Source organism: Propionispora vibrioides (genome assembly GCF_900110485.1).
GTDB lineage: Bacteria > Bacillota > Negativicutes > Propionisporales > Propionisporaceae > Propionispora > Propionispora vibrioides.
Window position 1 is genome coordinate 21,996 of the sequence record NZ_FODY01000010.1, and the last position, 20,994, is coordinate 42,989.

The 20,994-nt window shown below is 48.9% G+C and carries 24 protein-coding genes and 3 riboswitches; of the genes, 15 read left to right on the plus strand and 9 right to left on the minus strand.

Annotated features, from left to right (window positions below):
- The first annotated feature begins 24 nt into the window (after window positions 1-24).
- Window positions 25-115, plus strand: a riboswitch (cyclic di-GMP riboswitch).
- Between the two features lie 255 nt (window positions 116-370).
- Complete coding sequence (locus BMW43_RS09760; protein ID WP_091746416.1) at window positions 371-2,062, plus strand: methyl-accepting chemotaxis protein; 1,692 nt, start codon at window positions 371-373, stop codon at window positions 2,060-2,062.
- A gap of 77 nt (window positions 2,063-2,139) precedes the next feature.
- Here BMW43_RS09760 and BMW43_RS09765 read toward each other — a convergent pair whose 3' ends face one another.
- The 4 genes from BMW43_RS09765 to BMW43_RS21110 all read right to left on the minus strand — a co-directional run bounded on the left by BMW43_RS09765 (window position 2,140) and on the right by BMW43_RS21110 (window position 4,085).
- A complete protein-coding gene (locus tag BMW43_RS09765; protein ID WP_091746419.1) occupies window positions 2,140-2,469 on the minus strand; it encodes a GrlR family regulatory protein in 330 nt (109 codons plus the stop codon).
- Between the two features lie 219 nt (window positions 2,470-2,688).
- Window positions 2,689-2,829, minus strand: coding sequence for a hypothetical protein (locus BMW43_RS21100; protein WP_177173530.1), 141 nt, complete (start codon window positions 2,827-2,829; stop codon window positions 2,689-2,691).
- 305 nt (window positions 2,830-3,134) lie between these two features.
- The gene (locus tag BMW43_RS21105) at window positions 3,135-3,311 is read right to left on the minus strand and encodes a hypothetical protein (protein WP_177173531.1); all 177 of its coding nucleotides are present in this window, start codon (window positions 3,309-3,311) and stop codon (window positions 3,135-3,137) included.
- A gap of 615 nt (window positions 3,312-3,926) precedes the next feature.
- Complete coding sequence (locus tag BMW43_RS21110; RefSeq protein ID WP_177173532.1) at window positions 3,927-4,085, minus strand: hypothetical protein; 159 nt, start codon at window positions 4,083-4,085, stop codon at window positions 3,927-3,929.
- Window positions 4,086-4,320: 235 nt separating this feature from the next.
- On the opposite strand from BMW43_RS21110, the gene BMW43_RS09775 reads away from it, so the two are divergent.
- Window positions 4,321-5,724, plus strand: coding sequence for an aminotransferase class V-fold PLP-dependent enzyme (locus BMW43_RS09775; RefSeq protein ID WP_245732316.1), 1,404 nt, complete (start codon window positions 4,321-4,323; stop codon window positions 5,722-5,724).
- A 148-nt stretch (window positions 5,725-5,872) separates the two neighbouring features.
- On the opposite strand, the gene BMW43_RS09780 is transcribed toward BMW43_RS09775, so the two are convergent.
- The 3 genes from BMW43_RS09780 to BMW43_RS09790 form a co-directional block, all read right to left on the minus strand.
- Window positions 5,873-6,658 (minus strand): hypothetical protein, encoded by a 786-nt coding sequence (locus tag BMW43_RS09780; RefSeq protein ID WP_091746425.1) that lies wholly within the window; start codon window positions 6,656-6,658, stop codon window positions 5,873-5,875.
- Window positions 6,659-6,748: 90 nt separating this feature from the next.
- Window positions 6,749-8,272: a HAMP domain-containing sensor histidine kinase gene (locus BMW43_RS09785; RefSeq protein WP_091746427.1), complete on the minus strand. Its 1,524-nt coding sequence runs from the start codon at window positions 8,270-8,272 to the stop codon at window positions 6,749-6,751.
- Window positions 8,269-8,934 (minus strand): response regulator transcription factor, encoded by a 666-nt coding sequence (locus BMW43_RS09790; protein ID WP_091746429.1) that lies wholly within the window; start codon window positions 8,932-8,934, stop codon window positions 8,269-8,271. Before BMW43_RS09790 ends, BMW43_RS09785 begins: the two co-directional genes overlap by 4 nt.
- A 476-nt stretch (window positions 8,935-9,410) precedes the next feature.
- Here BMW43_RS09790 and BMW43_RS21115 point away from each other — a divergent pair, with 476 nt between their 5' ends.
- The 6 genes from BMW43_RS21115 (at window position 9,411) to BMW43_RS09810 (ending at window position 11,311) form a co-directional block, all read left to right on the plus strand.
- Window positions 9,411-9,548: a hypothetical protein gene (locus BMW43_RS21115; RefSeq protein WP_177173533.1), complete on the plus strand. Its 138-nt coding sequence runs from the start codon at window positions 9,411-9,413 to the stop codon at window positions 9,546-9,548.
- A 150-nt stretch (window positions 9,549-9,698) separates the two neighbouring features.
- The gene (locus tag BMW43_RS21120; protein WP_177173534.1) at window positions 9,699-9,836 is read left to right on the plus strand and encodes a hypothetical protein; all 138 of its coding nucleotides are present in this window, start codon (window positions 9,699-9,701) and stop codon (window positions 9,834-9,836) included.
- 57 nt (window positions 9,837-9,893) lie between these two features.
- Window positions 9,894-10,226, plus strand: coding sequence for a L,D-transpeptidase (locus BMW43_RS09795; RefSeq protein WP_091746432.1), 333 nt, complete (start codon window positions 9,894-9,896; stop codon window positions 10,224-10,226).
- A gap of 65 nt (window positions 10,227-10,291) precedes the next feature.
- Complete coding sequence (locus BMW43_RS09800) at window positions 10,292-10,531, plus strand: hypothetical protein (RefSeq protein ID WP_143050602.1); 240 nt, start codon at window positions 10,292-10,294, stop codon at window positions 10,529-10,531.
- Complete coding sequence (locus tag BMW43_RS09805; RefSeq protein WP_091746438.1) at window positions 10,528-10,998, plus strand: PD-(D/E)XK nuclease family protein; 471 nt, start codon at window positions 10,528-10,530, stop codon at window positions 10,996-10,998. The genes BMW43_RS09800 and BMW43_RS09805 overlap by 4 nt, the downstream gene beginning before the upstream one ends.
- 106 nt (window positions 10,999-11,104) lie before the next feature.
- Window positions 11,105-11,311 (plus strand): hypothetical protein, encoded by a 207-nt coding sequence (locus BMW43_RS09810; protein WP_091746441.1) that lies wholly within the window; start codon window positions 11,105-11,107, stop codon window positions 11,309-11,311.
- A 91-nt stretch (window positions 11,312-11,402) separates the two neighbouring features.
- On the opposite strand, the gene BMW43_RS09815 is transcribed toward BMW43_RS09810, so the two are convergent.
- Window positions 11,403-12,710, minus strand: coding sequence for a hemolysin family protein (locus BMW43_RS09815; protein WP_091746443.1), 1,308 nt, complete (start codon window positions 12,708-12,710; stop codon window positions 11,403-11,405).
- 183 nt (window positions 12,711-12,893) lie between these two features.
- On the opposite strand from BMW43_RS09815, the gene BMW43_RS09820 reads away from it, so the two are divergent.
- The 6 genes from BMW43_RS09820 (at window position 12,894) to BMW43_RS09840 (ending at window position 17,938) form a co-directional block, all read left to right on the plus strand.
- Window positions 12,894-13,091, plus strand: a complete 198-nt coding sequence (locus BMW43_RS09820) for a YwbE family protein (RefSeq protein WP_091746446.1) — start codon at window positions 12,894-12,896, stop codon at window positions 13,089-13,091.
- An 83-nt stretch (window positions 13,092-13,174) separates the two neighbouring features.
- On the plus strand, window positions 13,175-13,996 hold the full coding sequence (locus BMW43_RS09825; RefSeq protein WP_091746449.1) for an HAD family hydrolase: 822 nt from the start codon (window positions 13,175-13,177) through the stop codon (window positions 13,994-13,996).
- Between the two features lie 246 nt (window positions 13,997-14,242).
- The gene (gene nrdD, locus BMW43_RS09830) at window positions 14,243-14,542 is read left to right on the plus strand and encodes an anaerobic ribonucleoside-triphosphate reductase (protein WP_091746451.1); all 300 of its coding nucleotides are present in this window, start codon (window positions 14,243-14,245) and stop codon (window positions 14,540-14,542) included.
- A 23-nt stretch (window positions 14,543-14,565) separates the two neighbouring features.
- Window positions 14,566-14,739, plus strand: a complete 174-nt coding sequence (locus tag BMW43_RS21125; protein WP_177173535.1) for a hypothetical protein — start codon at window positions 14,566-14,568, stop codon at window positions 14,737-14,739.
- Window positions 14,740-14,866: 127 nt separating this feature from the next.
- Window positions 14,867-14,953, plus strand: a riboswitch (cyclic di-GMP riboswitch).
- 107 nt (window positions 14,954-15,060) lie between these two features.
- The gene (locus tag BMW43_RS09835) at window positions 15,061-17,295 is read left to right on the plus strand and encodes a bifunctional diguanylate cyclase/phosphodiesterase (RefSeq protein ID WP_091746454.1); all 2,235 of its coding nucleotides are present in this window, start codon (window positions 15,061-15,063) and stop codon (window positions 17,293-17,295) included.
- 382 nt (window positions 17,296-17,677) lie between these two features.
- Window positions 17,678-17,938 carry a hypothetical protein gene (locus BMW43_RS09840; protein ID WP_091746457.1) on the plus strand — a complete coding sequence of 87 codons (261 nt, stop codon included), beginning with the start codon at window positions 17,678-17,680 and terminating at the stop codon, window positions 17,936-17,938.
- A gap of 114 nt (window positions 17,939-18,052) precedes the next feature.
- Here the strand turns inward: BMW43_RS09840 and htpG are convergent, their stop codons facing one another.
- On the minus strand, window positions 18,053-20,005 hold the full coding sequence (htpG, locus tag BMW43_RS09845; RefSeq protein WP_091746460.1) for a molecular chaperone HtpG: 1,953 nt from the start codon (window positions 20,003-20,005) through the stop codon (window positions 18,053-18,055).
- 325 nt (window positions 20,006-20,330) lie between these two features.
- Between htpG and BMW43_RS09850 the strand changes: the two genes are divergently transcribed.
- Entirely contained in the window at window positions 20,331-20,780 is a 450-nt protein-coding gene (locus tag BMW43_RS09850) for a QueT transporter family protein (RefSeq protein WP_245732318.1), read from the plus strand.
- Window positions 20,781-20,895: 115 nt separating this feature from the next.
- Window positions 20,896-20,980, plus strand: a riboswitch (cyclic di-GMP riboswitch).
- The last annotated feature ends 14 nt before the right edge of the window (window positions 20,981-20,994 follow it).

Below are 20,994 nucleotides of genomic sequence, written 5' to 3' on the forward strand. Positions count from 1 at the left end.
CAATTGTGCAAATCAGTTAAAAAAGTGAATATTGGGCAAACCTGCCGAAAGGCAGGGACGCAAAGCTACGGGTCTAACGACAATGAATTTTGCCTATGATCGCCATGCCGCCAAATAACCGAAGGGTTAGTTGTTTTGTAGGACAGGGCTATACCTGTCTTTTTTGCATGGTCAAAAGAACATAACCTGTCTGATCGTTAGACCGGTAAGTAGTTGCCAGACTTCTGCGGCGTTGCGGAACAAGGCATGAGTCCTTGGTGCGTCTGGCGGGAATGATGGGAAGGAGGCGGTTAAGACTGAGCGACAAGGTGATGGTTCCCAGTTTTTGGTGTAGAGGAAGTAAAAACGGGTAGAGGAGATTCAGTGAACAGTGAAATTAACGATAGGTAAAAAGATTTTTGGGGCTTTTCTGGTTATTATTAGCGGCATGGTTCTCTTAAGCGGATATACTTACTATAAAATTGGCCAGATTAATGAAGAGTACCAGTCTACTACAACGATAAACATTGAAAAACTGATCTTGGCGGAGGAACTGTCCAATAATATTGTGGAAGAAGCCGCGACAGTCCGTAAATTCAATCTTACCGGCGATCCGGCGGCACGGGAAGAGTTTGCTGCTATCCAGAAGGAATCAAACGGCAGAATTGACCGGATGGAGCATATCTTTGTAACGGAAAGTGCGAAGAAAAGCATAGCCGAGATTAAGGCGGCCAAGGCGGAATACGAACAATTGGCCACACAGGCCATGCAGGCCGGTCTGGCCAATGACCAGCAAGCTTTGAAAACCATCATCCAACAGGGGGCTGTTCCCTATGCAAAGGTAACCAAGCAAACGGATGAACTGGTTGATATGATCAAGGAGTATGTTAAAGCAGAACAGGCTAAAATCGGCGACAAAGCAACAACCAATCAGCGGGTTCTTTTTATTATTAACGGCCTGATTATTGTGCTGGCTGTTGCCATCAGTATTAAGCTTAATAGCTCCATCTCCACGGCGGTCGGCCAATTGGTCCGGGCAGTTACGGAGATTGCCGGCGGGAAAATTACCCGGGACAGTATTCGCGTACAGTCAAATGATGAAATTGCTGATTTGGCTGCCGCGATAAATACGATGAAAACCAATATGCGGACGATGATTCAGCAGGTTATGGATTCAGCCGAGCTATTGGCCGCTTCTTCGGCGCAGTTAAAGGATAATTCCGGCCAAATGGCGCAAGCCGGCAGCCAGGTGGCAGACTCGATCAATGCTATTGCCTCCGGGGCCGAACAGCAGTTGGCTTCCGTCGATGCGACGGCGGCGGTGATTACTCAGATGTCGGCGGGAATTCAACAGGCTGCGGCCAATGCGGCGGAAATCAATGAACGGTCGGGCGAAGCGGCGGAAACGGCAATCGTTGGCAGTGAATCGGTAAAAGGCGCTATCCTGCACATGAATAAAATAGAAGAAAATGTTGCCCATTCGGCTGAGGTAGTCACGCAATTGGGCATGCGGTCAAAAGAAATTGGACAAATTATCGACACGATTTCGCAAATTGCCAGCCAGACCAATCTGTTGGCGCTGAATGCGGCGATTGAAGCGGCACGGGCCGGGGAACAGGGCAGGGGGTTTGCCGTAGTAGCTGAGGAAGTGCGCAAGCTGGCCGAACAATCACAGGATGCGGCCAAGCAGATTGCCGGGTTGATCGGTATGATTCAGACCGATACCGACAGGGCTGTTGCCGTCATGAACGAAGGACCGGAACTGGTCAGTCAGGGGGCGGATGTTGTGCAGATGGCCGGACTGGCTTTTCAGGACATCAACGATCTGGTACAAACCATTCATGAACAGATGCAGCAAGTGTCGGACACGTTGCAGCAAATTTCTACAGGCAGCCAGCAAATTGTTTTATCGGTAGAACGTATTGATCAGCATAGTAAACTGGCGGTAGGCAAGACGCAGGCTGCTTCGGCGGCTACAGAAGAACAGTCGGCCTCGTCGCAGGAGATTGCGGCAGCCAGTGAGGAATTGTCCAGCACAGCAGAGGAGCTAAAGCGTATTGTCGACCGGTTTCAATTAAGTTAAATAGCGGCGGTTCTGCAAGCTATCGGCCAAGGATAAGGAAAACCCCAGGCGAGTTGGTTCTCGCCTGGGGTTTTATGCTATTCTAGATCTAAGATCTTTGTTAACTCCATCGTTATTTTAAGCAAGGGGTTTTCCACCATATAGCCGGATAAAGTCATTTGATCTTCTTTCCTGTGGCCGGTTAGTGACAGGGTGTAGGAATGAATGGCACCGAAGAAGGAAGGGCCTGTACCATGCTTGTTGACACAGACAGAACCGGTGATGGCATCATTTTCGAAAGAAAGTTTGCCAACGTGATAAAATGAAGCATCGCCGCCAATAAGCTGATCGCCATCAAGTACGGCGGTACCGGCGCCAAAGGACAGGTTTTTGGTGCGAAATTGAAAGGACCAAATACTCTTCGACATATGATTACCCCCTCTTAATCGTTATATCATATACTTTTGCCATATAGTTACAAAATCCTGCCAAATAGGACGGCATTTTTCGATAATTGATCATAAAAATAACGCGGCAGGTTTGCCGCGTTGGTAGGGCATGTCTTTCAGTATGTCGACTGACGAGACGGATGATGAAATTTTGTCCGTCCAGCAATTTCTGCTTTCAGGGCTGGTGGAGCATTAGTTCTATTCTGCCGGGGTATCGTCGGTGTCCGGCAGTTCGGTTGCCGCCGGTGGCTCCTCCTGCATGGTTTCTTTTTTAATGTTATGCATAACCAGTTCGGCATCGGAGATACTTGAGAATACACCGTTTAGCAGCTTTTTCATTGACATACCTCCCTTAGTTTTGCGTAAACTTCGCCACAATATATAGTATATGCGGTAAATATGCAAATATGCCCGGAAAAAATTTCTATTGCCTGTTGCCAGAAGGTTAAAGACGACCAAATAAATAAGGTGGCATAGCCACCTCGGTTACTCCTTATTAGAGTTCTTCTCCGCCTTGTTCTCGCTTTTGGATGCTGCGACATTTTGTGCCTTGTTCCGGGCATTTTGGCGGCTTTTAAACTGATCGAACGTTTTTCCTCCCATAAGAATCACCTCCTGTCTTGGGCTCTGCGAAACGTGCCCGCCTAGTGGGGCGGTACATCATGCATAAGTGAGTCGGCTTCAATTTCCTTTAATTCCAGATTATTTTGGTAAGTAAGGGTCAGCGTGCTGGCGGCATCAAAATATGCATCCTCATAATTGCTGGCTCTTACTGTTCTGCCGGTGTCCAGGCCGTCAAGAAAAATACGGTAGCGTGCCATAGCTGGTTTCCTCCCACGGTTGTTTATCGGTACTAGTTTATCCTTTGGCCGGCGCTGTTATACCGGTTGTTAGAAAGCTAAGCCTGCCGTAATGGGCGTGCCATAGTCTGATGTATAAGCTGTTTTAGTTTACGTAACAATAAGAAGCTTGCGGCATACTATATAATAAATCGAAAAATAGGGGGGCCGTTGCCATGAGAGCCTATGCCCATGGTCCGGGGCGCCTGGTCTATCCGCTGTGTCCTTACTGCCACCGGCCGTATCGTACCGGAATCTGGTACGGCAAGCGTCCACCGGATCCTTTTGTCTTTTTTCCTGAACTAGTGGTTGAAACCTCGTATGCGACGTTGTTTCCGGAACTCGTATTCTATCCCTAGTGGTCCACCAGCTCTGAAAATACAATTGCTTCCCGGGCCTTTTGCCGCAAGGCGTTGTTGTTGTCGGCTCACCGATCATCCGATAGGTGCGTCCGCTCGCCTTGCTTTATGAACAAATCCCGCAAATCTAATTTGTACCTTCAAAGTTGGCGGACCACCCGCCGGTGGCGTAAATAAAGAGAACAGGCAGCAGCACCATAAGTGTGCTGTTGCCTGTTCTCTTTGTATGTAACAATATTCAATGGTCGTGAATCGGGACCAAGGCAATCCAAAGGTCAGGTTTTTTCTTCCATCTCATTAGCCGGTTGTACCTTTGGGTGGCTTGCAGCAGGCAGCCAACGCGCTTGGTCATGCAAATTCTCCCGTAACGGATATAGATTCCCCAGGCTTTACTCATAATACATACCCCTTTCCGGTTTTACGTAATAAGCAGTAGTAGGATGATAGCAGGGAAGCTCTGCCGGAAAGACGGGCAAACGGTATTGAGCTAAGTGGGTGCAGTGAACCTGCCGGTAGTCGAATTATAACACGAAAGTTTACATAAGGATAGCGGTGTTTTTTTCCAGCTGGGAAAACGTCAGCCGGCTGTGACCAATACCAACTTGGCGGAATATGGTGTAGGGGAGAATAATATGGGATTGAGGGATGGTATGGAAAGAAAGGAATTTAATGATTATGTGAGACAGCTCGTTGTCGGTGTAAATGAAAGGGTGCCGTTGTTGAACGGAAGCTATAGTACGGCCATTAATTTTGACAATGCAGCCACCACGCCGCCCTTTCACTGTGTCTTAAGGAAAATTGAAGAGTTTTGTCCCTGGTATTCTTCCGTACACCGCGGCACCGGCTACAAGTCGGTGACCACCTCTGACTGGTACGAAGCGGCGAGGGAGGAAATCAAAGCATTCGTTCATGCAGACGAGGAAAAGGACATTCTTATATATACGAAGAGTACGACCGAGGCGATTAATGTTCTGGCCCATACCCTGTCCCAACAGGACGGCCGGACTGTCGTTCTTTCCTCGGAGATGGAGCATCTGGCCAATGATTTGCCGTGGCGGAATGCTTTTACCACCGACTATGTGGCCGTTGACCGGAGTGGCCGTCTAGTCCTGGCAAACCTGGAGAAAAAGCTGCGGCAATACGGCGGCAGTGTAAAGCTGGTTGCCGTAACGGGAGCTTCCAATGTAACAGGTTATATGAATCCCATACATCAAATAGCCGCCATCTGTCATCAATACGGAGCGCAGCTTTTAGTCGACGGAGCGCAGCTTGTGCCGCACTGTCCTGTGGATATGAAGCCTCATTCATCGCGGGAGCATATTGATTTTCTGGTTTTTTCGGCCCATAAAATGTACGCTCCCTTTGGTGTGGGCATCCTGATCGGCCCCCGTAAGGCCTTTCACGATGTCAGCCCCCTGTGTAAAGGGGGTGGAGCGGTCAAACTGGTAGGCCGTCAGTTTGTCGATTGGGATGATTCTCCCTATAAGGAGGAGGCGGGCACTCCGAATGTGATCGGGGTGGTGGCCCTGGTGGCAGCCATTCGCCTGATGACGCAGCTTGACGTCAGGGAAATTCACGATTATGAAAGAGAACTGACTGAGTATATTATGACAGGGCTGTCGGAAATTCCCGGCATTCGTCTGTTCGGCCGGACCCGGAGCGGGGAGGATCGGGTAAGCCTTTTTTCCTTCCAGGCGGAAGGGCTGGACCACCGGGCTTTTGCCAAAATGCTCTCTTATGAGGCGGGGATTGCGGTGCGCAGCGGACTATTTTGCGCCCATCCCTATGTGGAAAATTTGCTCGGTGTCACGGAAAAGGAACTGAACTATTATCATAAGCACCAGGAGGCGAGGGTGCCGGGGCTGGTACGGGTCAGTCTGGGTGTATACAATACATGCCGGGAGGCCGACGTATTCCTGGAGACAGTCGGTCATATCATCAGACATAAAGACCATTACAAACAAAAATATGAAGCGCTGGACAGCCAGGCCGGTTCGGGGAACGTGCCGTTCTGGGTAAAGCGGCATGTACCGTGACCTGGCAAGGTCGGGTGTGTCAGCACTCCCTAACGGGTAAAATTGCCGGGCCATCATGTAGGCAGACAGCAAAAAGGCCGTTCCGGAAATTCCGGGACGGCCTTATCAACTGTTTAGAGAGAGAGTATGCGTGCGTTTGGCTCAGGTGCTATTGATTCTGGTTGGGATTATCGCCAGGCTGGCAGGGCGGTTGACCATGATGCGGTCCATGGGGCGGACGGAGAGCGTCAGCCACTTTTTTCGCCTGCTCATCGCTTAGTCCGGCAGCTTTTTTCAGGTCTTTTACCATGTCGGGCCGGTCTGATGCTTTTTGTTCAAAATAAGCGTGGCGTTCTTCCGGGGTCATGTTTTTGGTTTGTTCGAATTCGGCTTTTCTTTCCTCGGCCTTGGCGGCGAAGAATTGCTGGATCTTATCTGATTGTTTTTGGGTAATGGTGCCGCCTTGGACAAGCTGAGTTACTTTATTTTTCAGGTCGGGAAAGCCTTTCTCCGGACCGGCGGGACGGGGCGGACGCATGGCATCGGCCACTGCTTTGGCCTGGTCATCGCTCAAGCCGGCCGCGGTCTTGATATCGCCGATAAAGTCGGGACGGGTGCCTTTCTTTTGTTGGAAATAGGTGCGGCGGTCAGCTTCCGACATGGCTTTCACTTTTTCAAATTCCGCCCGGCGTTCGTTATCCTTTGCCTGGAAGAAAGATGTGAGCTTATCGGCCTGATTCTGGGTAATGGTTCCTGCGCTTACCAACTGGGTAAGCGCGTCAGTCATGTGCTGCCGCATATCCTTGAAGCCAGGTGGCGGGCACTCCCGGCGGGCTTCATAATCCGGCGGCGGTGCGGCGGTATCGGTGGCGGCCAGGGCCAGTCCCCCCAGGGAAAGCAGGATCGTTCCGGCGAGTAAGCCGCCGATGGTCTTTTTTGTTAATGATATTTTCATAGGGCATTCTCCTTTGCCGTATAATGTTGTCTTGCTTGATTCTTATTATGCAGGAGAATTGTTACAACTTTGTTACAAACTTGTGTAAAATTAGCCTGATTTTGCATTTGTCACATCAAACCAGAAGCTAACTCCCTGATCATGATTGGCAACTCCATAGGCGTTGCCGTGCAGTTCCTGGATGGCCCGGACGATAGACAGGCCCAGGCCGTAGCCGCCGTGTTCACGGGAACGGGATTTATCCACCTTGTAGAAGCTTAGCCAGATTTTATCAAGGCTTTCAGATGGAATGGGCTGGCCGGTATTGGAGACCGAAACGCGGATATGGCTGCCCGTATCTTCAGCATTGATCTGAAGGCGGCGGGCTCCTTCGGTATGATCCAGGGCGTTGTTGACCAGATTGCATAGGATTTGCTCAATACGGAGCGGGTCGCCAAAAACCTGTAGTTGTTCCGGAATGTCCGCAATGAGTGTGATCTGCTTTTCCGTCAGCAGCGATTGGTATTTCAGCGCAATATCGCCCAGCAGGGCAGAAAGATCAAAATTGCTTTGGTTTAGCTTAAAAAAGCCTGATTCAATTTGCGACAGGTTTAGCAGGTCTTTGACCAGTCTGTCCATTTTTTCCGCTTCGTCAATGATGACGGAGCAATAAAAATTGCGGTCCTCTTCATTGACGGCGATATTTTCTTTTAAACCTTCGGCATAGCCCAGCAGCAGCGAAAGCGGTGTTTTTAATTCGTGAGATACACTGGACACAAAGTCCTGACGCATTTTATCCAGTTTCCGTTCTTTCTCGACATCGGCCATCAATTGCTGGTTTTTTTGATGCAGCTCGGCAATGGCCGTCCCCAGTTGGGCGGATAAGTGATTAATACTGTTACCCAGTTCGCCGATTTCATCGGTGCGGTTGATGGTGCAGGTCTTGGAAAAGTCAAGCTGGCTCATGTTTTGGGCGATTTGCTTAAGTTCCAATATGGGCGAAGTGAATTTCCTGGCGAAGAAGTAGGCCCAGAGAGAGCCGAGCAGAATGGAGAGCAGACCGGTCCAGGCGATGAATTGGGCTGCGATACCGGCACTTTCCCATACCGGGGCCAGCGGTTGACGAAGCAGGAGCAGATCGCCGTTGCGTAGCTGGTATTCCAGCACTACCGAATCAAGATTCAGTTCCGGACTGTGCTGGATTTCCAATTTGGTGCGGCTGTCGATGGTCTCTTTGGATTTAACGACAGGTGCCGGCGGCCGGCGGAGATTGTTATCCCTGGGAGCCGGCGGATTATTTTCGTTGCCGTGCCGCAGGGGCGGCGGAAAGGGCTCCTGGAATTTCGCATTAATAATGCGGCCGAAAGAGCTGTATTTAACCGAATTATCCTGAGCGATAATGACGATGCCGGCGCCAAGCGTGTTGCCGATCCGTTCGAGATCCAGGGAGATGTCTTCCGGGTTTCCGGCATAAAGTTCGTCGATCTGTCGGCAGTTTTGAATCAGCACCGCTTTCTTCTGCCAATAATAATAATCTTCCAGACCCGTGGAAGTGAGGCCCCAGGAAAGCAGGGTAAAGAAGAGCAGGAGTGCGGTGAGGCTGAGAAACAGTCTGGTACGAAGTGAGAGTTTCATTTGGCCGCCTCGAATCGATAGCCATAGCCCCGAATGGTTTGAATCAGGGTATGTTTGTCCTGTAATTTGGCCCGGAGGCGGTTGATATGGGTGTCGACTGTTCGCAAATCGCCAAAGTATTCATAGTCCCAGACATGATCGAGAATTTGCTGGCGGCTCAGTGCCTTTCCCTTATTTTCAGCCAGATAGATCAGCAGATCATATTCTTTCGGACTTAAATCGAGGAATTGATTGGCAATGAGGACCTGACGGGCTGTCGGATCAATGGTCAGACCATCATAGGAAAATTGTTTGTCCCGGTCCAGCCGCCGGAAGAGAGAATTGACCCGGGCGGTCAGAATTTTGGGACTGAAGGGCTTGGTTATGTATTCGTCGGCACCGATCTCGAAGGCGAATAACTGGTCGATTTCCTCGCCGCGGGCGGTGAGCATGATGACCGGAATATTTGACTTCTTGCGAATTTCCCGGCAGACAGTCAAGCCGTCCTGTTCGGGCATCATGACGTCCAGGATAACTAAATCAACCGCCGCCTGATCAATCATATCCAGCGCGATCCTGCCATTTTCAGCTTCCAGGATGGCATAGCCTTCGCGGGAAAGAAAATCGGCTACCAGTTTTCTCAGGCGCGATTCATCGTCGACAATTAATACGGTTTTATTCACGGAAGAAATTCTCCTTATGCAGGTATTGGGGGTATCTGTTTATACAATAAGATAGTTATAAAGCATAAGTCAATAACCTATTTTGGCGCTAGTACCGTGTAACATCTAAAACCATACTATTCTGGCGGAATATTTCTCGCCAACCTACGTTGTCGTCAATCGGCGTAGGAACCGCTACGCCTCCTTCCTCCGCCTTGGCTGGCGAAAAATCTCCTCGCCAGCCTATGTATGGTTTTAAAGGTTACAAGGTACTAGTGGTCCGCTGACCTTGAAAACAGAAATTGCTGACGGTCGAATTTTCGTCGTCCATCATTGTCGTCAGCCGACGTACTGGCGTTATGCCTCCCGCCTCCGCCTTGGCTGACAAAATTTTGTCTCGCCACCATCTTCCTGTTTCAAAGTTGGTGGACCGCTAGTGCCGGCAAGGATAAGAAAAAAACAGCCACAGGTGTGGCTGTAAAAGGGTGAAGCTTTTTTTGTTAGCAGGTAGGACTGCAGTCATTATTATCAAAGCAGCAGAAAAGCAGCAGGATGATAATGATGATAATCCAGCACCCATTGCCGCGGCCGCCGCCAAATCCGAAACCCATAAAAATCCACTCCTTTTACTGTAAGTAATCTGTTGCTCTATATCCTATGACGGAGAGTGGCCGGTTGCTATTCTCCACCATGGTTTTTTTGCTGCGATCGTTTCCATAACAACAAACAATTTATAGCAGGAAAATGTTGATTTTTGTCTAAATATATCGAATAGGAGGAGTGCTATGCAATCGTTAATTGGTTTAAGCTTAAGGGGACAGCAAATGAAATACCGGAGCAAAGGGCGGCTCAATCGCCGGCTGGTGGCGCTAATCGTCGCAGTTGTGGCGGCAGGCCTGCTGGTCAGGCAATATTTCATGTAATAGGCGGCAGTGTAGCCTTTTCTACTCTCTTTACATAAAATGAAGAGAGGTGAGGAGATGGCCTACTCCATTGTTATCAGTCGTGCCAACCGGCAGTTGACGCTTTATCAAAACGGTAAGATCGTTCAGGTTTATCCGGTTGGCGTAGGAAAGTTTTCCACGCCGACACCAGTTGGCCGGTTTCAGATTGTCAGCAAGGTGCCCAATCCGGGCGGTCCCTTTGGTGTGATGTGGATGGGGCTGAGTCAACCACATTACGGAATTCACGGGACTAATAATCCGGCTTCCATCGGACAGCACGTGTCCCATGGCTGTGTCCGCATGCAAAACAGCCACGTGCTTGCCCTGGCCCGGCTGGTGCCTATCGGAACACCGGTGAGTATTCAATAAGGATATTGTGGAACAATGGCAGGATTTAGCGAGCATCCTGCCTAATCTTTTTTATAGGTGATTAAATGAGTGAGCGACAGATGGTCAGCGCAACAGAACTGGCTAAAATGGGAAAATGTGAGCAGCAGTTGGTTTATGATGCACAATACGGTGAGGATAAGAAGCTGACCGAGGAATACATTCGTCGGGGAAACCGGAGTCATGAGCAATTTGCCTGCCACCTTATGGGTGTTAGGCAAGGCTGGTTTAGCCGCTTGCTGGCTTGGCTGCTGCGTCTGTTGTGCGGCCGCGGGAGACGGCCGTGAGCGGCGTCTTTTGTCTGCTGCTGGGTGGTGCTTTTTATCTCTGGTACCGGCGGCGGCAGGCCAGGCTCACGGTGTACCGGCTTGAACCGTATCTGAAGATCCTGGAGCCTATTCCGCTGTGCGGTGCGCCCGATGTCGTCTGGCGACGGAAAGGCAGTTCGACCTTGATAGTCGGCGATTACAAGAGCCGAGCCAATCACCGGATTTACGAGTCCGACATCATCCAACTATCGGTATACCGGTTTTTATTGCTGCATACGCAGGAAAAGGCTGTTGCCGATTACGGGTACATTCATTTTAACGATGGCAGCCGCCGGCGGGTCAAGCTGCTGCGGGAAAAGCAGATCAGTAAGTTGTATGAACGGTACAGAAAGGTTCTTGCCGGCAACATCGAACCGTCGAAAGTCTGCCGGAACGAATATTGCCGCCATTGCTCTCACCGGGCGATTTGTAATAAAAAGAATTAGGAAAACTAGCAAGGGGAATTTTTGCCGGAGGCATTTTTTGTCATAGTTTTGCCATATATCAAGGCTATACTTAGGCCAGTAAGAACAGTATAGGAGGTAGAACAGAATGCACGGTCACATCCCTTTTTTCGGTATGGCTTTTGGCGGATTTCATCTGATTTTTGCCATCGTCTTTTTGTATTTGTTTTATAATATATCAAAATCCCTGCAGCGTATTGCCGCCGGGATGGAAAAGAAAGAGATAAAGCTGCAGTTATTGGCGAATGATGAACTGGATCAAGCAAAGGACAAGAGCGAAGAAGTTAAGCCGTAACCGCATTGGCTACCGTTAAGGTAAACAAAAAGAACCGGAATACCGGTTCTTTTTTGTTGCGTACTTAAAGTGGCTGGCCCACGAAGCCGCTCTATTCGTCAGGCAGTTTGGTGACAATGATCTTGTCAATCCGCATGCGGTCCATATCGACGATTTCAAAGGAAAGTCCCGACCATTCGAAGGTCTCGCCTGTTTTGGGCATGCTGCCCAGGTAGGAGGTGATAAAACCGCCGAGTGTCTGATAATGGTCCCTGTCTTCGCCCGGCATCTCCTGGATATGAAACAGCTCTTTAAATTCTTCAATCGACAAAAGTCCGTCCAGCAGCCAGGAACGGTCATCCCGTTGCACAATTTCCGGATCGTCCTCTTCTTCCTGCGGCAGCTCACCGACTAAATGCTCCAGTATATCGTACAAGGTGACCAGGCCGATCATGCCGCCGAATTCATCCATAATAAAGGCAATATGCGTGCCGGATTGTTGAAACTGTTCCAGAAGTTTAAAGGCCCGCAGGCTGCGGGGAACAAACAGCGGCTCCTCTGTGTGTTCCGCAATGGGCAGGGGAGACTGGCCGCGGGCTAGAAATAAATCTTTGATGTAGACGACTCCCACCAGTTCATCCAGACTGCCCCTGGCAACCGGCAGGCGGGAGTGATGGCTGCTAACCAGGACTTGCCAGATTTCTTCCTCCCCGTCTTCCAGATCAATCCAGTCGATTTGTGTACGGGGAGTCATCAAGGCCGAAACCCGCATATCGCCCAGGCGGAAAACCCGGTCCACAATGTTTCTTTCCGCTTCTTCAAAGGTTCCAACGGCGGTCCCTTCGGCAAGCATGATTTTTATTTCCTCTTCGGTTACACCGGCATCCTGTGGTTCCCGGATATTAAGCAGGTTTAGGACAAATTCGGTAGATAGGCTCAGCAACTGGACCAAAGGGGAAAATAGTTTGGAAAAAAAACGCATAGGAATGGCAATGGCGACGGCAACCGCCTCCGGTGCATTCAGGGCAATCCGTTTAGGGACTAATTCGCCAATAATCAAAGAGGTATAGGTAATCAGTGTGACGACAATAAACATGCTGACGGCGTAACTATGGGGACCGAGCACCGGCAGCGGCGCAAGATAGCCGGCCAGTACCTGGGCGAAGGTGGCGCCGCCGTAAGCTCCGGTGACCACGCCGATAACGCTGATGCCTACCTGCACGGTGGACAGCAACTGGGTCGGTTCATTCGCCAGTTCCCAGGCGGTTTTGGCGGCCGTGCTTCCCTCCAGCGCCTGTTTTTCCAGGCGTGTTTTGCGGGAGGAGACAATAGCAATTTCGGTCATGGCAAACAGGCCATTGGCAATGATCAAGATTAGTATAATCAAAAGTTCCCAACCGATAGACGGGTCTGCTTCCAATGAAAAACCAACTCCTTTTAATTTTACATTATAACAATAGTTTTTCCTTTTTTAAAGAGTGAGAGGCTGCCGGCCATTTGATAAAAATTCCTGTACAGTATATAATAGCTTATTCATAGCGTGGCGTGACACCGGCACACCGTCGGAAAAGAGGTGTGCGGCGCTTGGCAGAGGAGGCAGAGTATGGACGGGACAGAAAGAAAGAATATCCGGCGGGGTTGCAAGGTGCGGATCGTACAGAAGCAGCATCAGCGGACCGGTGAGTTGACCGAAGGGATAGTCAGGGATATTTTGACCAATAGCCCGGTGCATCCCCGGGGAATTAAAGTCAGGTTGGAAACAGGGCATATTGGCAGGGTTCAGGAGGTCTTGTCCACCTGAGTCACCAGACAGAAAAAGAAGGATAATATCTTTTTACGAATAACTTAGTAAGTAAAGCAGTTTTATAAGAACGGGGGAGTTTGATGAGGATACGATGGTGTGTTTGCGATGTGGACGGTACGCTGATGAACTCGGCGAATCATTTGACGGAAGAAACTATGCTGGCCGTACGTCAAATGCAGGAGGCCGGGGTCGAACTTATTTTATCTACCGGCCGAAGCCCGCTGTTTATTAAAGAGCTGGTGGCTAAGCTCAACCTGGGCGGACCGGTAATTTGCTGCAACGGTGGTCTTATCCGGCATGTGGGAACGAGACAAACGTTGTTCAGCAAGGAAATTCGCCGGGAAACCGTACTGGCCTTGGCGGCTGATTTTTTGGACAACGGCGTTGACGCCCTTATGTATTCGGACGAGCATATTTATTATAACCGCGGCAGCAAACGGGCCCAGCTATATTTCCGGTTCAACCAGGAAAAAGAGCCGGAGTTTCAGGTGCCGATGATTGAAATTACCCGGGCAGAGGAATTGCCCGATCGGATCATAAAATTTTTTGTCTGGGATGTCGATGCTGCCTTGGCGGAGCGGATTACGACCATTCACAATAAGCAGGGAGATTTGTATATTGTGCAATCGATGAAAGGTTCCCTGGACGTTATGGCCAGTGGTGTCTCCAAGGGAGAAGCGCTGCGGTTTTTGGCGCAGCAGGGACGGCTACAATTGGCACAGACTGCCGTTTTTGGTGATAACTACAATGATGTCAGTATGTTCGAGTTGGCCGGCTTGCCTATTGCGATGGCCAACGGGGAGGCTGCCGCCAAACAGGCAGCTAAATTTGTCGCCCGCTCCAATGATGAGAACGGTGTGGCTCATGCCATCCGGCGCTATATTTTGGAACAGCCCGTTTGATAATGGAAAAAAGATAGTATAGACGGCCGGCTTTGCCGGCTGTGTTTTTTTCGGTTACGTTAACATAGCAAATCGGAACTTTCTTGGAATATAACCGGCATGACAGCCAGGGAAAACGGGAAACTGATTTTTTCGCGATATATTGTAACTGATAAAAAAATAAATACTATATCTTGTGTTTTTTGCAGGAAAATGGCTGTTTAAGGCGAAACAATCAATAAAAGTAATCTTATGGAGAGGATTGTCATGCTAATCAGGAATGTATTGGTGGAAAACCCTGAGGCTTTGCCGGAAAAAGAAGTACAGGCCTATGTGGCTGAGGAAATGGCTATTTGGCAAAAGACGGGCAAGACTTTGGGCCGTGTTATTCTTTGCCTGGAAGGGAATGATGTGGTCATTCAGTCTTTTGAGCAATCGCCGATCAAAAGAACGCGCCGGATTACCGGTTATCTCAGCACAGTGGATAAGTTTAATGATGCGAAACAGCGGGAATTGGCCGATCGTTTGCCCCATAACCAGGAACGGGAAACAGTGCTGTTGGTGTAGGAAAATACAAGGAGGGATAATCCATGTCTCAGTTGAAAGCCATCTGCCCCCATTGTGACAGTGAACTGGTCAAACAGGCTGTGACGGTGGACTTGGTTGTGTTTAAATGCGTACAGTGCAATCGCGAGTTTGGTCCGTTGCCGGCAGCCTGCACGCAGGACGAGCTGGACCAGCTCTTGCGTGAGTCCGACCGGTGAAAAAACGCCTGGCAAGGCGTTTTTTTTTATGACTGAAAACAGGCTTGCTAAAATTGGAGAATAACTAACAAAGCAGATAGTTATTGACGAGTTTGGTAAAAATATGTAATATGTTATAGGGATCTAAAAAAATATTGGGTAAACTTATCGAAAGGTAAGGACACAAAGCCATGGGTCTAAGGATGTATGCATCTATGATTGCCAGGTTGCCTGTTTTCTATCAAAACGGTTTAGTAGGCCAGGCGACCCCTGGCCTTTTATGTTTTTGTGAGGATTAGGTCGTGCATAATTCTAAGGTGGTGGCAATACGGAGGAGCGAAAGTGAACAAAGGCAAGCTGTTTTTTTTCTTACAACAAATGGGGCAGGCCAGAGGAAGATGGGTTTTCTTGTTTATGGCTGCTTATATCGTTTTGTTTTTTGCTTGGAGCGTTGGCTGGGCTGAAGCAGGAAGCCTGCGCCTGGCAGGTTGCGGTGCTTTGGTTTTCGCCAGTGTGGCGGTTACAAGCGGGCTTTTATTTCAAACCTACCGGAAGGTCAGGGAAGATTCGCTGTTTTGGCTGTTGTTGTTCCTGGGAATTAGCAGTTCAGCCGGTGGTATTCTTCTGGGAGGGTATTACCGGATTGCGTTACAGATCGATTTTCCTCTTCAAAGCTGGGATAATTTATTTTATGTGACAAGTTCACTTTTGACGTTGGCAGCTTATGTCTCCCTGCTTTGGCAGCGCCGGGGAGCCTGCTTTTGCTTTAAGGCGCTGTTTGATATTACGTTGCTCCTGGTTGTTGTTTTTGCGGTAAGCTGGGACTATATCCGGATGTATTTTGCTTTTCCCAATGAACAGGCCTTGACTAATATGCTTTTTCTGGCATATCCTGTTATGGATTTAGGCTTGCTGTTCGGGATCGCCAGATTTTATCTTCAGTTTAAACGGTTCAACCGGCCTATGCTGCATTGTTTTTTGGGGAGTATTATTTTTTTCTTTATTGCCGATACGGCTTTTTTATACGGCTCTTTGATGGAGGTTAATTCTGCCGGCACCTGGTATCACATGCTCTGGGGTATGGCCAATCTGCTGATTGCCTTGGCAGTGTCGTTCCGGCAGGGCGAGTATGCGATTGGGCAGGAAGGCAACTTAGAATATAATCCCGACACCATGTGGCTTTGCCTTTCCTATGGCGTTGTGGCCGGACTGTTCCTGCTGCTGCTGGTAAAGCTGGAGGAGTTTGTCAGCGTGGCTGTCGGGTTGTTCATTTGCCTGCTGCTGATCAGCGTCCGCCAGGTGTTTTCCTTTTTGGAAAATAAGCGGCTGCTCCAGTCGTTGCAGCAGAAGAACGCCGAATTGCTGACCATGGCTTATACCGATCATCTGACCGCCATGCCTAACCGGTTCCGGTTTCTGGAAGATATTAAAGTAAAGCAAAAACCTTGTGTGGCGATTATCAATATTGAAAATTTCCGGGCTATTAATGAATTTTACGGCTGTCAGGCAGGTGATAAGGTGCTGCGCGATGTAGCCGCCTGCATCCTGCAGGAAGCGGGCCGTTGCGGTTATGAGGTATACCGGCTGTCCGGTGACGAATATGCCCTGTTGGCTGACAGTGTGGAGCCAAACCTGTTTAAAAGAAATATTCTGGACATGTATGACTGTATTGAACAAACCAAGTTTTCAATCCATGGACAACTGCATCCTGTTTTTGTGAGCATTGGCCTGTCCTTCACTGCCGAAAGTCCGCTGGAAAAGGCGCAAATGGCCCTTCGGTATGCCCGCCAGCGTCACCTTAAGGTCCAGGTATATGGTGACGACCTGCCGGTAAAAGACAGTTATCACCATAATTTATACTGGGTGCAGGAAGTGCAGGAAGCCATTGAAGAGGACCGCATTTTGCTTTATTATCAGCCGATTTTGGACCTTTGCACCGGCCGGGTTACCAAGTATGAGGCCTTAGTGCGCATGCTGTCCCGGCAGGGAGAGATTATTTCTCCCGGCTGTTTTCTGCCGGTGATTAAAAAAACTAAAATATATCCCCGGCTAACAGAAGTTATTTTGGAAAAATGCTTTGCCTATTTTCAGGACAAGGATGTTGAGTTTTCGATTAATTTGAGCGCAGCCGATATTGCAGACTGCAAGGTAACGCAGCGGATACTTCGGTTGTTGGCCGGTTCGGGATTGGCTGGCCGGGTCACTTTTGAATTTGTCGAATCGGAGGAATTTGAAAACCCCGAGGAACTGCTGCGGTTCATCACTGCAGTCAAACGATATCATGCCAAGATTGCTATTGATGATTTTGGCAGCGGCTATTCCAATTTTGCCCATATTTTTACGATGGGCGCCGATTATATCAAAGTTGACGGGTCACTGGTAAAGGAGATTGCGGACAATCCGTCGGTACTGGCGGTGGTGGAAAGCATCGTCTATCTTGCCCGCAAACTGAATATCAAAGTCATTGCGGAATTTGTCTGCTGTGAAACCATCTACCATACGGTTAAAGATATGGGATTGGATGAAGTACAAGGCTATTTTATCGGTGAACCGAAACCGCATTTGCTGCAGACCTAGTGTCTTGACCAGGTTAAATCTTAGTCTATACAGCCTATCTTTTTCCGTACTGCTGCGTTGTCGTCGGCTTACATATGGCCGATATGCGCGCCTCCTCCGCCTTGCATTGCAGAAAAATCTATACTGTATAATTCTAATTCATAACTTTGCCAAGACACTAGGTACCCACTGCCTTATTCGCATTGTGCCTCTAGCCGTTTTTTTATGTCTGGCTGTTTCGGTAAAATCCTGAAATAGCCCAAACTGTTTCTGCGGCTTTAATTTCCTGTCAGACGAGAAATTTTCTCGTTATGCCGGCCGGCTCATTAAATCGGTGGCTTCCGAGAGGAACAGGGCTTCATCGTAGCGAAACATATCTAAAAATAAGCTGCGGGAGTATAGTATGCGGGAAACGGTAAAGAAATTGTTGATTACCACCGAATTGCCTTTTGATCAACTGGAGATTCTTATGCGCATTCATCTTGCCAACCGGACAAGCTTTTCCGTTACTTGGGTAAAGCGGGTTCAGGCAACTAATTTCAGCTATTACTGCTATGTGGTGATGGAAGACGCCCGCCGGGAAGCGGACATTTGCGCGGCTCTGGAGCTTGTCTGTGTGGAGGTGCTGCGGGCAACGAAATGTGTCTGGCAGCCCATCACGTAAAAACATCCCGTTTGAATCGGACAAGACGGTATTGCTTTGGTGTGCCTGGCGAACTATTAATGCTATAAAGCAAAAACTCCCCCGTGAAGGGGAGTTTTCTGCTTTATAGGCTGTTTATTTTCCACTGTGAGCCATTAAATTGGCCACTTTATTGGCAAATCCGATGGGGTCGTCCGGCAGGATGCCTTCGATAAGCAGCGCCTGGGTATAGAGCAGGTCGCAGTAGTCGGTGAAGGCCGTGGCTGTAGGATCGGTTTCATACACTTTTTTCAAAGCGGTGAATACTTCGTGATGGGGGTTCAGCTCCAGAATGCGGCTGGCCTTGAAGGGGGCTTTATTCATTTCGGCCAGAATCTGTTCCATCGACAGGCTGATGCCGTTGTTGTCACTGACCAGGCAGACGGCGCTTGATTTTAGGCGGCTGCTGATCTTGACATCGGTAATTTTTCCGGACAGTTTTTCTTTAATGGCCTGCAGAAGCGGCTCATTTTCTTTGGAAAGGCTTTCGGCATCCTGCTTGGCTTCCGGTGATTCCAAGTCGTCCAGTTGCAGATCACCGCGGCTGATTGACTGGAACTTCTTCTCTTTAAATTCCTGTAAGGCGTCAATGGTGAATTCATCGACCCGGTCAAATAGAAAGAGTACTTCGACTCCTTTTTCCTTCAGCAGTTCCATTTGCGGCAGCCGTTCCACTGAGGAGCGGTCTTTGCCGGTGGCATAGTAGATAACTTTCTGTTTTTCCGGCATCCGTCCCACATATTCGTCAAGCGAGGTAAGGCCGTCGGCGGAATGGGAGGAAGGGAAGAGCAGCAGGCCTTTTAGCTTATCCCGGCTTTGATAGTCGGAATAGACGCCGATTTTCAGGGCCTGGCCAAATTCTTTCCAGAAGGACTCGTATTGGGGACGATCCTTAGACAACAGGTTCTCCAGTGTTTTCAGTACGCTTTTTTCCAGGTTTTTACCGATCAGTTTTAGCTGTTTACTGTGCTGCAGCAATTCCCGGGAGATATTGAGCGAGAAGTCAGGCGAATCCACCAGACCGCGGACAAAACGCAGGTACTCCGGCAGCAGGTCCTGGCATTTTTCCATAATGAAAATATGCTTGGAGTACAGCCGGATACCGCCGGTGGCATCCCGGTCATACAGGTCGAACGGGGCCCGGGCCGGCAGGTATAAGAGGCTGGTATATTCCACGGTGCCTTCCGCTTTGGAATGAATGACCTCCAGCGGGTTTTCCCAGTCATGGAACAAATCCTTATAGAAAGAATCGTATTCTTCCCGGGTGATTTCGTTCTTGTTTTTCGCCCAGAGCGGGGTCATCGAATTTAAAGTACGGACTTCTATTGTTTTTACAGCGTCGGCACCTTCAATCGGTTTGCCGTCGGCATCTTTGGGCTGTTCCTCTTTGGTAACGTTCATTTTGATCGGATAACGGATATAATCAGAGTACTTCTTGACCAGTGATTGCAGGGTGTATGTATGTAAGAAGTTTTCTTCGGCAGTACGGAATTCTTCCTTCAGGGTGAGGATGATGGTAGTACCTCGTTGCTCCTTATCGCATTCTTCGATAGTATAGGTTCCGTCGCCGGTGGATTCCCAGCGGATTCCATTGGCCTCCCCGGGCGCACGGGTTAATAGGGTTACTTTTTCCGCGACCATAAAGGCGGAATAAAAACCAACACCGAACTGGCCGATCAGTTCCTGGTCAGGGGACGTTTCTTTTTCTTTTAGTTTGGCAAGAAAGGCTTTCGTACCGGACTTGGCAATGGTGCCAATATTTTCAACGACTTCCTCATAGGTCATCCCCATACCGTTATCGGAGATTGTCAGGGTGTGGGTGGTTTCATCAGGCACTAAGAAAATTTCAAAGTCCGAATTGCCTTCCAGCAGCGCCGAATTAGTCAAAGACTCAAAACGTACTTTGTCAATCGCATCCGATGCGTTGGAAATAAGTTCGCGCAAGAAGATTTCCCGGTTGGTATAAATAGAGTGAACCATTAAATCCAGCAGTTGTTTGGTTTCGGCTTGAAACTCCCGCGTTTGTTTAGGTTTTGTTTCTTGAGTCATGGTGCGAGTCTCCTTTTCGTCAGTCTTAACAAGTTGTTAGCACTCAATCTTCTTGAGTGCTAACTTTGTTTATATCATAACCGGATTGGCGGTGTAAATCAATTGTTTTTGTGGGGCTTTTTACTTTTTTATGGGAATTTTATTGCCTGTTAACTAAAATAGCTGTACCAATTACCAAGATTCTAATTTTTTTGTGGTTGTTGATATTGCGGACATTTTGAGGGTTAGCAGCCCCGTTGCTGTCTGGGGGAACCTGTAAAAAAGGAGTATGATCGGATTGGTCGAATAGGGGGAATGAAATATTCTATTTATATGAGGAAGGATTATGATGAATCAGAAAAAATTAATGAAGGCGGCTGTGATCGCCGCCATTTATGTAGTGCTTTCCGTGGTATTTCAGCCCATCTCCTATGGGGTCATCCAATTCCGGATTGCCGAGGCGCTTACTGTGCTGCCTATTTTATATGCCGAATCGGTATGGGGGCTGTTTGTCGGTTGCCTGCTGGCCAATATGATTGGCGGCGCCGGCGTGATGGATGTGGTCTTTGGCAGTCTGGCCACACTGGCGGCAGCCTGGCTGACCCGGCGCTTTAAAGACAGCAAGGCCGCCTATGTCTTCCCGGTGATCATTAATGCCGTCGTGGTCGGCGCTTATTTGGCTTATCTGTTTGCTATGCCCTATTGGTCGGTATTTGGTTCTGTCTTTATCGGCGAGGCGGTAGTCATTGGAACGCTGGGGGTTATTTTGATTAAAGCCGCACAAAGGATTCAGTAGTTTGCCGTTGATGAATCAAGCTATATTGACTACAGCTTGAACAAATGATAAAATGTTTACTATATTTGTGTAGTCTAAACGGATAGCGTCCGGCCGCCAATTGTTGGCTGGAGCGAGCGGAATCGGGCAAACCTGTCGAAAGACAGGGACGCAAAGCTAAGGGTCTAAAACATTTTTGTTATGGCAGCCGGGTTGCAAAGTACGAGAACTTTGT